The organism is Fibrobacter sp. UWR2, from assembly GCF_002210285.1.
Lineage (GTDB): Bacteria > Fibrobacterota > Fibrobacteria > Fibrobacterales > Fibrobacteraceae > Fibrobacter.
Map to the genome: position 1 here is coordinate 365072 of NZ_MWQE01000001.1, position 12798 is coordinate 377869.

Below are 12798 nucleotides of genomic sequence, written 5' to 3' on the forward strand. Positions count from 1 at the left end.
CTCATTTCTTTCCCCGAAAAATAAATAAAAAAAGCGAAAAAAGGACTTTTCCGCTTTTGGGGTGTTGACAAAAATCACGGATTATGTCAACACCTTGTCAGGTGTTTGTTCTGGCGCACAAGTGGGGCTTATTTTAGCATGATTTTGTGGTTTTGTGTCAAGCCGTTTGCCTGGATGCGCACTAGGTACGGTCCGCGGGCGAGGCGTGAAAGCGCTATCGTGCCGTTCTGGCTCATCTTTTGGGCGATTACGCGGTTTCCTTGCAAATCGTAAATCGAGACCTGTGCCGTAGAGGCGTTCAGGTTCACTTGCAAATCGCGACCGACAAGCCGAATTGCTGGGGCTGCTTTCCTGACGGTTGCGACGACGGTTGTCTGCATTTCGTACTTGTCCCAGCCCGGCATGTCTTCGAGAGTCAGCGTGTATTCGTTGTTCATTACGGTTTTCCAACTTTCCTTGGTGTTGTCGTTCGCCCAGCTTTCCATGGCGTAGTCGCCATACCACGGCATAAACCAGCTCCAGTTTGCTCCATCGGCCTTCATCTCGTCAGGGTAAGGCACGGAACCATTCTCGGACAAGGTGACAATCTTCTTGGCTCCGTACATGTCCTTGACTTTCTCGAACGAGCTGATGAGTGAGGCGTGATTTGATTCGCGCGGGTAGTAATAGTAGTCGCGGCCTACAACGTCTACGTATTCGTCGCCCGGATACCAGTCAAGAGCATCGCTTGCTTCGTCGGTGGTCCACACCCAAATCAAGTTGTGCAAGCCTTTCTGGTTCACAAAAATATCGAACATGAGTTTGTACAGGGCGACGCACGGCTTGGCGCCATCGGTGCCCCACCAGAACCATTTTCCGCTAGCTTCGTGGAGCGGGCGCCAAAGAACAGCGACTCCTTCTTTTTGCAAAGTCAAAAGCGAATCGGCAATCATTTCCATGTCACGGACTATGGCCTTGTACGCATCGCTGTCTGTTTTCCATTTGCCGGTGTCTTCGTCGTAGGCCTTTGTGATGCTGAATTCGGTATAGGGGTCGTTTCCGCTAGATTGCGTGTAGAACGCTTCGACTTCGTGCATCGGGTCTTTCCAATGCCAGTTGAATTGCGGAATGCCGCCAGCCTTCCAGACGGTCTTTGCCATTTCGAGTGAGGCGTGTGTGTAACCCTGATACCATTGCTGGTCGGAATTCTTGCCCGATGCGTGCAAGAAGTCAAAGCCCACGAGAACCACGTTCTTGCCGCTTGCTTCGTAGATGTAGCTGAGTTCGGTTTGCGTTTCGTAGTTTTGCGGAGTGTACTGGCCGTTATTTTCGAACGGTCGTTCCGTCATGACGCCACTAATCACGTGCTTGCCGAAATTGTTGTACAGGAAATTGTAGAGTTTCTGTGCGCTTTCGGTCGGTTCAGGCGTGACAGGAGTCGGAGAGATGTTCCAGGGGGTCGCCTCGAATTCGGTAATCTCGATGTAGTCGATCTGGACCCATCCCCAGGACTTCTCGATGCCGATGGTGTTCGTGCCCTTGGAAAGCTTGATTTTGCCGGCTCCCTTGATGACCGTGAATTCGTCGGTGAGGCCGAAGCTGACCTGGCCTGCGGAATTCCCGTTTAGGGTCAGGTTCTGTATCTTGCTGGTACGGTCGGAGGGTAGCTTGTAGTTGATGAACAGCGTGTAGTAGCCGTCTTTTGGCATGTCGACGGTGAACAGGAGGTTTCCCGAGCCCATGTCGACGTACTTGCCGCCCGATGCCTTCGCGTCGGTGAGCGTCTCGATTTCGTGGTCGTCGGCGGGGATGGCGTCTTCCGCCTCGTAGCGGAGGGCCTCGGCCATCGAATAGCCTGTGAATGTAATTGCGGATGCGGTCAGCAGTTTGAATATATTCATAGGGAATCTCCAGTACCTAAGATAATTTAATCAACAACTGGTTATCTTTTCTTTGACAAAAAAGCCCCGCGGAAAACCCGCAGGGCCTTTACCATAGGAGTATTTTACTTTACGAGCACGGGCTGCGTGGCTGTGATTCCTGTGCCCTTCACGCGCACGATGTAGCGGCCCTTGGGCATGTTCTCGAGGCTGAAGCTGTAGTTGCCGGCGGCGAGATTACCCCTGTAGAGGGTTGCGACGCGTTTGCCGTTCATGCCGAACACGTCGACCGCTACGATGCCGGACTTTGCCGCAGCGAACGAGATGACGTTTCCGGAGACGCTGAGCTTGGATGCCGTGGTTGCAACCTTCGGCTCGATGGCGCTAGACCCGGGGGGCAGAACGTTCACTTCGACGAGCGAGCCCTGTTCCACCTTGATCTTCTGTGCGGTGTTGAAGTCGTTGATGAGCGTTGTGCCGTCAACCATAATGTCGTCGTAGTAGACGGTTCCGTTGAAGCCTGCGGCAAATACTTCGAGGTATACCTTCGAGATGTTGCCCATGAAGTTCGTGTAATCATCGCCTTCTAGCACAACCTGGTCCTTGGCTGTGGTGGAGAGGTCGATTTCACAAGTAGTGGAGTCGCCCGCGTTGATCCAGCAACCGTCGGGCTGTGCCCATGCCCAGTCCGGAGCACCGGTGAGGAAGGCTACCGTGAACCAGATGCCAGACATGGAATTGGTGTTGTAGACCTTCATTGTGAGCTTCTTGGCGGTGGAGAGGTCGGGGATGTTCTTGTCGAGAACGACAACATTGCCCTTGGCGGTGTCTTCGCCGCTGGCAGAGAACTTCACCTGGAGCCATCCGTTCGTGGCGAGGTCGCCTGGGAACACTTCTTCGATCTTGCGTGCGGTATCGAGCTTGCCGAGTTCATAGCCGACTTCGCAGGCGGCGACCGGAGTCGTAGAAATGGTGTACTTGTCCCAACCCGGCATGCTTTCGAGGCTGATAGTGCAGGGGCTTTCCATATTTGCCTTCCACACGGATTCCACGGTCTGGTCCAGGAACTTGCCGCTCCAGCTCTGGTACCAGGGCATCCACCAGGACCAGGTGGTCTTTGCAGCAGTCATGGCGGAAATATCGGGAATGGAACCGTTTTCGGAAACGGCGAACATCTTGTCGCTACCGAAGTTGGTGGTCAGTTCGGCGTAGGCCTTGGTGTACTTGGATGTGTAATCCCATGCTTCATAAATGTCGAGGCTTATCACGTCGTACTTGGTGGCACCCGGATTCCAGTCGGTATCCTTGGTGTATTCGGGGTTCCATACCCACACGAGGTTCTTTACGCCCTTCACGCTCACCATCTCGTCGTAAATGAGGTTGTAGAGCGCCTGGAATGCGGCGCCGCCCTTGGTGCCCCACCAGAACCATGCTCCGCTCGCTTCGTGTAGCGGGCGGAATATGGCGGCGACACCCGCTTCTTGCAGGCCGAGGAACATGTCGGCGATTTCGTCGATGTCGCTCAGTATCTGCTTGTAGGTTTCGCTTTCCTTGTTCCAGGTGCAGTTGGCCGTGCATGCAGGGTCCGCGAAACCCTGGGTGAAGTCGAAGTCGGTAAATTCGCTGGCATTGCCCGACTTGGTGTAGAACGCATCAATCTGGTCGCTCGGGTCTTTCCAGTGCCAGGTGAATGCGGGGATACCGCCTTGGCTCCACAGGTCCTTTGCTGCATCAAGGGCCTTCTGCGTGTAGCTCTTGTACCAGGAATCGCTGGCCTTCACGCCGGTAGCGAACAGGAAGTCGAACCCCACGAGGGCAGGGTACTTTCCGGTGCGGATGTTGAAGGTATCCACATCCACGAGTCCCTTGACGGTTGCGTCATTCACGTCGCCCGTCATGACACCCGAAACGGTACGAACGCCGTAGTTGGTGGCGAGGAAGTTATAGAGTTTCTGGGCCCCTTCGGTAGCACCTTCGGTGACAGGGGTGTAACTGATGGCGGCACTTGCCGAAATGGCGGTGGCAAGGCCAAGGGAAACGAGAATCTTTTGGATGTCCATACACACGTCCTTTTTTGTTTTTCATGAAAATAGGTTTATGGGGTGCGAAATGCACTATTTATTTGAATAGGGCCGAAGAAGATGTTGGGCAAATCTCAACATCAAAAATGCCGTTTTTGGCGTAAAAACGGCATTTCTAGTGATTTGCAAGTAAATTGTAAGTGGCTTACGGTGCGCCGGGTGGCTATTCGAATTTCGCGCCGAAGGTAAACGTGCGCTTTTCGCCCGGCGGGATCACGATGAGTCCGCGGTGGTGGTTCAGCGCGTCGGGCTCCGATGTCATGGGCTCGATGGCGATGCTTTCGCGGGTCGGGGGCGTGTAGATTTGGATGGCTTTGTATTGCCCCAGGTGCGCGTCTTGCCAGAGGGTGAGCTTGCCGTTCTTGCCCTCGAGAGTGACAATCCCGAACCCATTCTCGCCGGGGTTGCTGTTGTCCACGAGGCAGAAGCAGTCGTTGATGAATGTTTCCCCAATTTTCTTGCCGCCGGTAAAGCGGTTGTCTGCATGGAAGTTTCCGGTGGGGAGGTCAGCACTGTCGAGTTCCGCGAGCAGACAGTCGGGGAGCGCCATCGTGAGGTTGTCAATCTTTTCACCGAGCATGTAGTAGGGGTGCCAGCCTTCGGAATAGGGCATGTCCGTGTTGCCGGTGTTCTCGACGGTCGATGTGACCTCGTACGATTCACCTGTGAATGTTATTTTGTTTGTAGCGTGGAACGGGAAGGGAAATCCGGCGAAGGCGCCCGGCCAGTCGCAGGTAAAGGTTGCGGAGCACTTCTCGCTGTCGGTCTCGAAGCTCTCGAATTTCCATTCCTGGTTCTGTAGGAACCCGTGCAGGGCGTGCGGTGCCCAACTGACGTTGTTGATGAGCTGGTAGGTCTTTCCGCGCCAGGTGAACTTCGCGTAGGCGGTGCGCCCGGGGAAGGGGCAGAGCCTACAGCCCGCGTTCGTGTCGGGTCCCATCTTGAAGATGTCGTCGCCCTCGCGGTAACCGTAGAGAAGGTCGAGTTTGCCTTCGGCGGATGCGCCGTTGCTTGCTACGGGGATGCGCCAGGCATTGAGGCCGCCGCCGTAGCCCGAAAGGACTTCGAATTCGGCGCCGTCATCGCGCTGGAGGACAAAACATTGGACAGTGCCCAGGGGGCGAGAAATCAGTTTGAAGTTGCTCATATGGGGTAAGATAGCAAAACAACTAATAACTATCTTTTTACATATGGATTCCCAGACGATAGTTGCCCCGATGACTCCGGCCGGCGTGAGTGCCGTTGCTGCGCTCCGTGTGAGCGGAACTCGGGTTCGCGACGTGGTGGCTGCCCTTTTCGGGGAACGTGCCGCAAAAAGTCTGGAGCCGCGTCGGGCATCCCTCGGGACTGCGCGGGATCCGAAAAACGGCAAACTCATTGACAGTCTGTTGTTCCTGTTCTTCGAAGGCCCGAACTCCTATACGGGCGAGGACGTGCTGGAACTCTACCCGCACGGAAACCCACTTATCGTGCGCGAACTTTTGCAGGCGATTCGCGGGCTCGACGGCGTGCGTCTTGCCGAACCTGGGGAATTCACGCGTCGCGCCTTCCTGAACGGCAAGATGGACCTGGCTCAGGCGGAATCGGTTGCCGACGTAATCCACAGCGCGAACCGTGCAGAACTCGAGAATGCACACCGCCTTCTTGGGGGAGCACTTTCGAAAAGGGTCTCGACACTTGCCGAACAGGTGAAGGACATTTCCGCGCGCCTGGAACTTGATGTGGATTTCGCTGAGGAAGAGGCTGACCCGGACTTCGCGGGCTGGCAGGAAAAGTTTGAAAACGTCCGTGAATCCATACGGAAAATTCTTGAAAGTTTCCACAACAAGGCATCGCTCGGTAGGCTACCGCTTGCGGTTCTCTACGGTGCCCCGAATGCGGGCAAGTCGAGCCTGGTGAACGCGCTCCTGGGCGAGGACCGCATCCTCGTGAGTGACATTCCCGGCACGACGCGCGATTTCGTGGAAGTTCGCCTTTTCTTGCCGGGTGGAGAAATCCGGCTTGTCGATACCGCGGGCATCGCGGACAAGGCGACCGACGCGCTCGATGCGCTCAGCATGCAAAAGAGCAGGGAAGTTCTCGAAGAAGCCGACATGAAGATTCTCGTGGTGGATGGTGCGCATGATTCTGAATGCGACCCGCGCGCCTTCGAGCCCGATTTTATCGTTTATTCCAAGAGTGATTTGTCGGATGGCGGCTCTGGGGCCGCCATGACGTTGGCGGAGAACGCTCTCAGAATTTCCTCCAAGACAGGCGAGGGGCTCGACGCCCTCCGCATGGCGATAAACGGCCGCCTTTTCAAGGAAAACAGCAATTCCGAAGACTTCTGGATAACGAGCGAGCGTGAAAAAACATGCCTCGAGGAAGCCCTTGCCGGAGTCGACCGCGCTCTCGACCTGCTCAGGAATAATCCTGCTGTGGAACTGCTGGCATTCGAGATGCAGGTGGTGCGTCGCGCACTCCAGAGCATAACGGGCGAAATCTCGTCCGAAGACATTCTTCAATCTATTTTCGCGGGGTTCTGCATTGGCAAGTAGCACTCTCAGCATTATCGGTGTCCTGCTGGGCGTTTTCGCCTTCGGCACCTACATGGTCCCTCTCAAGAAGTATCCTCACTATTCCTCGTGGGCGTTCCTTGCCGTGATGGCCGTAGGCGCCTTGTTCTGCTCGGCGATTATCGCATGCGTCACGGGCCAGTTCAACTTGCATCCGGTCGGTGTCCTTTGCGGGCTCCTCTGGGTTTTCGGCGGTGCGCTTTGCTTCTGGGCGGTGCAGGCCGAGGCCGACCTCGCGGGCACGGGGCTGCGTTCCATGAGCGTGAGCATCTTGCTCTCGTTCATCACGGGCGTCACTCTTTTTGCCGAACATTCGCTTTTCTATTTCTCGATTCCCGCCATCGTGTGCATGCTTGTGGGCATCTGGATTCCGGCGGGGCATATAAAGCATATCTGGAAGAACTGGCGCTCGCTCCTTTCGGGTGCCGTATTCGGTACGTACCTGATTCCTTACAAGTTAAGCGGAATGGGCGACATGGAATTCCTGTTCCCGTTCTCGTTCGGTATCTGTGTGGGGAGTGTCGTCCTCTTCATTATCCTTTCGCTGGCGCGCAGCAAGCGTTTTGAAATGCCTGCGGTTCCGACGATTTTCGCCTTTGCTGCCGGCATGCTCTGGATGCTCGGTACCCTCGCCATATTCTGGGCCATTGCCGATGACGGCATGTTCGGCTATGCGGTGGGCTATCCGTTGCTGCAACTCAATCTGGTCGTGAACCAGATGTGGGGCGTGTTCGCCTTCGGGGAATACGCGACGTACAAGGAACGCGTCAAGCTTGCCGCTTCGACGGTCATTATCCTTGCGGGCGCAGCCCTGCTTACACTTTCAAAGATGTAATTTCCGCTTCGAATTTCTCGGCGGTCTTCGCGTCTTCGTTGTAGAGCGCGTTTATCTTCTTGCAGCTGAGTTCGAGTACCTTGCGGGCGAGTTCGTTATCGCCTTTTTCGCGCAGCATGCGTAACGACGCGTCGATGCGCTTTATATCCACTTGCTCGGGGTAGCTTTTCATGAAGGCATAGAGCTGCTTTACCTGCTGGTCGTATTCGTCGTCGCTTTCGCAGGCGAGCAGGAAGGGGATTACCTTCACGTTCAGCAGGTTGTTGAGGTCGCCCGCGAACGTGTTGAGCGAAGCCCCTTCGGGGAAGAGTTCCACCGTGTCGTTCATGATGTCGTCGTTGTCGAGGAATCCGCCGTTCTCGAATTGCGAGAGCATGTCGTTCAGAAGCTCCATCTCGTGCTTTTTTGTCTGTTCGCGGTAGCGCGCCTGGTAGTAGATGGGGAGCGTCGTAAGGCAGAAATGCGCCTGGTTCGCGCCGATGAACTCGCCGACGTAGTAGATGTCGGCATCTTCCTTGAGAATTTCCTCTTCTTGCGTGAAGTTCCCGATACGTGCAGGAATCGGGATGACTTCCATGTTCGAAAGTTCATGCAGGCGGTCGCGCATGGTTTCTACGTCGAGGTTCTCCGGGAGTTCCACTCCGTTCTCTTCCATGGTCTCGAGCAGTTCGTTCAGACGCTCGTCCATGACACGGTTCCTCTTCTGGCGAGAAGGCACGGTCGGGTTGAACTTGCGGAAATCGCCTTCGAGCGTCAGGAGTCCGTTCTTGATCATATCTCCGAACGGGGAGTCGCTTTCTTCGTTGTCGGGCGTAGGCAAAATTCTTGCGTAGGCAATCATCCTGCCGCAAAGTTTTTCGTCGTTTCCTTTTTTCTGTTCAATTCCGAGCATGCGTATAATATAGCAATTTCTATCTTTGCACTTATGGAACCCGCGACATGGCAAAAGATTCTCGACCTGTGCAACAGGCTCTCGCATGTGACCTACGAGAACCTCACGAAAATCATACGCCTTGAATCTACGGGCAGCGCTACTGCGGCACGCAACCTCGACGATAGCGACCAGAACGATGTCGATACATGGATGGGTGGCGGCACGTGCTTCAGCATGACGTGGCACCTCTACCAGAGCCTGCGCGACATGGAACTTGAACCTCGGCTTGTGATGGGCCACAAGCGCAAGGAACGAAACATCCACTGCGCGCTGATATTGCCCGATCAGGATTCCCTCTCGTCCAAAGAGTTCCTCTTCGATCCTGGCTACCTCATCTTCGATCCACTGCCTATCCCGCTTCCGCAGCCATTCGGTTCCGGCGAAGCACTTTTCCCGCTCGTGCCGAACAGCGTGCGCCTCGTACGGCCCGACATGGATTCCATGGAACTCTGGACCGGCGGCGCCATCCGCGGGGATGGTTCGCTTTCTTCACCCATGAAGTTGCGGTTCGAGTACCCGGTGGCAGGAGTAGGCGTAGAGGAATTCAAGCAGCACTGGAGTGAAAGTTTCTACCGCGAGATGATGACCTACCCGGTGCTGAACCGCCTCGACCGCGAGCGCGGCGTGCAGTACTATTACCAGAAGGGCAACCTTGTGACCCGTGATGCGAACGGAAGCCGCATGGAACGTATTGCCGAACCCGAAAGGGTGTCGAAATTGAGCGAAATTTTCAAGCTTTCGCCCGAACTCGTGTCCAAGGCTCTCGGAATCCTCTCGAAATAGTATATATTTAGGTTCAGCAATATAAGATGTTCCCTAATTGCAAATGTCATCCCCGCGAAGGCGGGGATCTCCTAGCATAACAGGAACATAAGGAGTTTTCTATGAAAAAGATTCTGGCCGCTTTCGCCATCCTCGTTTCCGCTGCACTCGTCGCTTGCGGCCCCTCCAAACTCGAAATCCAGGAGATGTCCTCCTCTTGCGATGTCTCCATCGAAGTGGGCAAGGTGCTCGACGATACCATCAGCCTCTACGTGGGCAACATGTTCTTCCTGAACGCGAAGCAGACCGTGAACGAGGATCTCTTCCCGCTTTCGGCCAGCGTCCGCGACCCGATGAACATCGAGGTCAAGGGCCGTACCGACGTGATTGCCTCTGCAGAAGATTTTATCAACTACCTCCGCCGCCCAGCTCCGAATGCGGTGACCTTCGGTATCGTGGTGAACGAGGGCGCGAAGAACGAGATTGGGTTTGACGAGGCGAAGACCGTGAACCGCCTGGTCGAAGTTCTCAAGACCCTCGAGGGCGGCTCTGTCATCCTGTTCCACGAGAAGGACGGCCAGCTGACCGACGCGAAAAAGTTGTTCTAAGGTTTATTTCAGCTTTTTCAGTTCGTGCGCGAGCATGCACACCCCGATGATGGCCGCGCCGACATCGGAAATAGGCTGCGCGAGGAACACTCCCTTCAGTTCAAAGAAGCGCGGGAGCACGAGCAGGAAGGGAATCAGTAAGATAACTTGACGGCAGGCGTTCAGGAACATGGACCTGAGCGCCTTTCCTGTACCCTGGAAAAAACTCCCCGATACAAGCCCGAGTGGAATCATAAAGAAGCCTGCGCCGAAAATCCTCATGGCCCAGGAGGCGGTCTCCTGCAGTTTCAGGTCGTTCGGGGCGAACGGGGCCACGAGCGCCTCTGCCTGCCACATCATGATGGCCCATGCCACGAGCATCACGCCAAACGCATAGATGAACGTGAACTTGAGGGTCGCCTTCACGCGGGCATTGAGGCGCGCGCCGTAGTTGTACCCGATAATCGGCTGCGTGCCATGCACGAATCCGAGCAGCGGGAGCAATATGAAGGAGGCTATGCTGTTCACGATACCGAAGGCAGAAATTGCCATGTCGCCGCCCGAAAGCAGGCCCGTATCGTGCAGGCTGATGTTTCCGTAGGTGGTGAGGCTCCAGGCGAGAATCGCGTTCATCAGGCTGTTACAGACCTGCATTATTGAAGGCGGAATGCCGAGGATGATAATCTTCCTCACATAGGCAAAGCGCAACTTCATATGGCGCCAGCGGATGCGTATGGGAGTCCCCTTCTTTACGAAGAACTGCGTGATGAGCGATGCCGAAACCAGCTGCGAGCAGATGGTCGCCCATGCGGCGCCCTCGATGCCCCAGTGGAACTTCATGATGAAGAGCCAGTCGAGAACGATGTTCGTGACGGCACCGATGACTTCGCGGAACATGGCCGTCTTGGGGTGGCCCATGCTGCGGATAAAATGGTTCATGCCCGGGGCGACCGTCTGGAAGAATGCGCCGCAAAGCAGGATGCGCATGTAGCTGCTTGCAACGGGGAGCGTCTGGTCGCTGGCGCCGAACAGCTTGAGCAGGGGCTCCATGAAGATCTCGCCGAGCGTGAACGTGCCTGCTGCCATCAGTAACAGCAGCGAGAACGAGTTGTTCAGGATAATGCTTGCCTGAATGTACTTCTTTTGCCCGAGGCGGATGGCGAAAAGCGTGTTGCCGCCCACGCCAATCATCATCGACATGGCCATGATGAAGAGCGTGATGGGGAAGCAGAGCGTGATGCCCGCGATACCGAGGCTTCCGACTCCCTGGCCCACGAAGAATCGGTCTACAATATTGTAGAGCGCGTTCACCATCATGCTGATGATGGAGGGGACCGAGAACTGCAAAACCAGTTTCGGAATGCTCGCGGTACCGAAGGAATTAAGCTTGCTGGAGTAGAAATCGCTCATTTCGGCGCCAAATATACTTATTTAGCGTTCGAACTTGAAGGTGTAGCGGTTGTAGTTGGCGGTAGGCAGGTACTTTTTCTCCTGTTGGGCCGCCATGAACATGTTTATCAGGTACATTCGCAGGTCGTTGATCGACTGCTCGAGATCGGTCATGTCGATTCTCTTGCCGTCATCCTTGCAGATGAGCAGGACATGGTCGTTCCGGAAAACCAGCGCGAATTCGATATAGACGGTTTTCCCATTGTTGTGCTGGTAGATTTCCATCCCGAGTTCCTCTATCATGAGCATTACCCTCATGCGGGTGTTCGCATTCACGTTCCGGCGTTCCATGATACGCCCCATGCGGTCCCGGAACATCAGGAGGCTTTCGGGCGAGAGCTTGGTGTCGGTGATGAACCAGTTCGCCATGTCCTTCGGGTCTTCTATCATGAGTGGGAATTTTTCCCTCCCGTAGGCGGCAATCTGCAAGAGGCAACCGAGTGCAAAAGCGATAAACGGCGAAATGGAGAAGCCGACCCAGAACGCCTTCGGCCCCAAAAGGGAACCGAGAGTCACGATGCTTATGAGCGGCGAGACGAACATGACAAGCGTGATGAAGGTTAACGAGATGAAGGGATTCTCGTGTACGTGGTAGTTCGCGTAGATTTTGGAAAAGGCGAGGGGCAGGAACCCGATGGCGCAAGCCCTTACTGCAAATATGGCGGTGTCCTTTAGGCCTTCGGAATGGATATGGAATATCGATATGACAAACGGTGCGGCAATAAACAGCAGCAGCGACGCGAGCAGCGCTTCTTTCATGGTAGTACGGTTCACGAACTGCATGGAACGCATGATTCCCTTGCAGTTTTTCTCGCCGCGGTAGGTGTTCACCAGGGGTTCTGCCGCCATCCAGATTCCGTTGAAGAATACGCTGAGTTCCACGATTTCGTAGACCATCGAGAGTACGGGAAGCTTGCCGAACCCGAACGAGCAGATGAAATAGTAGTTCAGTATCGAGGAAAATAGGGCGAACATCAGGAACTCGCTGGCCTCGGCGAGACTGAAGCGGACTACCGCTGCCATGTCGCGCCATTTAATGTACCATACGAACTTGAGTGTGTTGCTTTTCTTGATAAAGTGCGTGCAGAGAATCGCTATGCTCAGGAGTACCGATACGAGCGTGCCGAGCGCGACGCCCTTGATGCCCATGGATTGACAGAATACGATGGAAAAGATGGCGTTGCCGACCAGGAGGGCCGCGTAGGAGAGGTTGCAAGTGCGGGTGTCACCGTCGATATAGACCATCTCCTGCAAAACATTGTTTACCGGGATGAGGAACGAGAACCAGATGAACCAGGTGTAGAATCCGTCGATGTAGCCGATGAGGTCGGCATCTAGGGCTAGACCCCGCAGCAGTAGGCTCCGAATGATGGTGAATAGCCCCGCTAGGATGATCCCGCTGGCGAAGGAGAGAATGATGCCCTGCCCGAAAAACTGGTTGGCGCGGTCCTTCTGCATCTTGCCAATCTCGAACGAGTAGCAAACCAGGGTCCCGACCATGACGACGGCGCTCACGAATAGCACGATCGAAAAAAGCGGCGTGAAGAATGTGATGGCGGCAAGGGCTTTTTCGCCCAGGAACTGTGCCGCGACAATCTTGTCGACGAGGATATTCAGGGTTTCGGCACAGACCGAAATAGATGCTGTAAAAAGCATCGACCTGAAGCGCCTTCCGCAGAATGTCGATTTGATCCGCATTGACCTTAATTTAAAAATCCCGGCGGCACAAGGCCACC

10 protein-coding genes are annotated in these 12798 nt (G+C 55.1%); 4 read left to right on the top strand and 6 right to left on the bottom strand.

What is annotated here, in order from left to right; translation table 11 throughout:
- Window positions 1-128: 128 nt before the first annotated feature.
- The 3 genes from B7994_RS01435 to B7994_RS01445 all read right to left on the bottom strand — a co-directional run bounded on the left by B7994_RS01435 (window position 129) and on the right by B7994_RS01445 (window position 5087).
- The gene (locus tag B7994_RS01435) at window positions 129-1880 is read right to left on the bottom strand and encodes a glycosyl hydrolase (protein WP_088636695.1); all 1752 of its coding nucleotides are present in this window, start codon (window positions 1878-1880) and stop codon (window positions 129-131) included.
- A 104-nt stretch (window positions 1881-1984) separates the two neighbouring features.
- Window positions 1985-3919 (bottom strand): glycosyl hydrolase, encoded by a 1935-nt coding sequence (locus B7994_RS01440; RefSeq protein WP_088636696.1) that lies wholly within the window; start codon window positions 3917-3919, stop codon window positions 1985-1987.
- 184 nt (window positions 3920-4103) lie between these two features.
- Entirely contained in the window at window positions 4104-5087 is a 984-nt protein-coding gene (locus B7994_RS01445) for an aldose 1-epimerase (protein ID WP_088636697.1), read from the bottom strand.
- Between the two features lie 43 nt (window positions 5088-5130).
- Between B7994_RS01445 and mnmE the strand changes: the two genes are divergently transcribed.
- Both mnmE and B7994_RS01455 read left to right on the top strand, forming a co-directional pair.
- Entirely contained in the window at window positions 5131-6477 is a 1347-nt protein-coding gene (mnmE, locus tag B7994_RS01450) for a tRNA uridine-5-carboxymethylaminomethyl(34) synthesis GTPase MnmE (RefSeq protein WP_088636698.1), read from the top strand.
- Window positions 6467-7330 carry a GRP family sugar transporter gene (locus tag B7994_RS01455; RefSeq protein ID WP_233142925.1) on the top strand — a complete coding sequence of 288 codons (864 nt, stop codon included), beginning with the start codon at window positions 6467-6469 and terminating at the stop codon, window positions 7328-7330. Before mnmE ends, B7994_RS01455 begins: the two co-directional genes overlap by 11 nt.
- Here the strand turns inward: B7994_RS01455 and B7994_RS01460 are convergent.
- Window positions 7311-8222 (bottom strand): hypothetical protein, encoded by a 912-nt coding sequence (locus tag B7994_RS01460; protein WP_088636699.1) that lies wholly within the window; start codon window positions 8220-8222, stop codon window positions 7311-7313. The two genes, B7994_RS01455 and B7994_RS01460, sit on opposite strands and share 20 nt — an antisense overlap.
- 33 nt (window positions 8223-8255) lie before the next feature.
- On the opposite strand from B7994_RS01460, the gene B7994_RS01465 reads away from it, so the two are divergent.
- Together B7994_RS01465 and B7994_RS01470 are read left to right on the top strand one after the other, a co-directional pair.
- Window positions 8256-9047, top strand: a complete 792-nt coding sequence (locus B7994_RS01465; protein WP_088636700.1) for a hypothetical protein — start codon at window positions 8256-8258, stop codon at window positions 9045-9047.
- 101 nt (window positions 9048-9148) lie between these two features.
- Complete coding sequence (locus B7994_RS01470) at window positions 9149-9634, top strand: hypothetical protein (RefSeq protein ID WP_088636701.1); 486 nt, start codon at window positions 9149-9151, stop codon at window positions 9632-9634.
- 3 nt (window positions 9635-9637) lie between these two features.
- On the opposite strand, the gene B7994_RS01475 is transcribed toward B7994_RS01470, so the two are convergent.
- Together B7994_RS01475 and B7994_RS01480 are read right to left on the bottom strand one after the other, a co-directional pair.
- Window positions 9638-11023: an MATE family efflux transporter gene (locus B7994_RS01475; protein WP_088636702.1), complete on the bottom strand. Its 1386-nt coding sequence runs from the start codon at window positions 11021-11023 to the stop codon at window positions 9638-9640.
- Window positions 11024-11044: 21 nt separating this feature from the next.
- Window positions 11045-12760 (bottom strand): MATE family efflux transporter, encoded by a 1716-nt coding sequence (locus tag B7994_RS01480; protein WP_088636703.1) that lies wholly within the window; start codon window positions 12758-12760, stop codon window positions 11045-11047.
- Window positions 12761-12798: the final 38 nt, after the last annotated feature.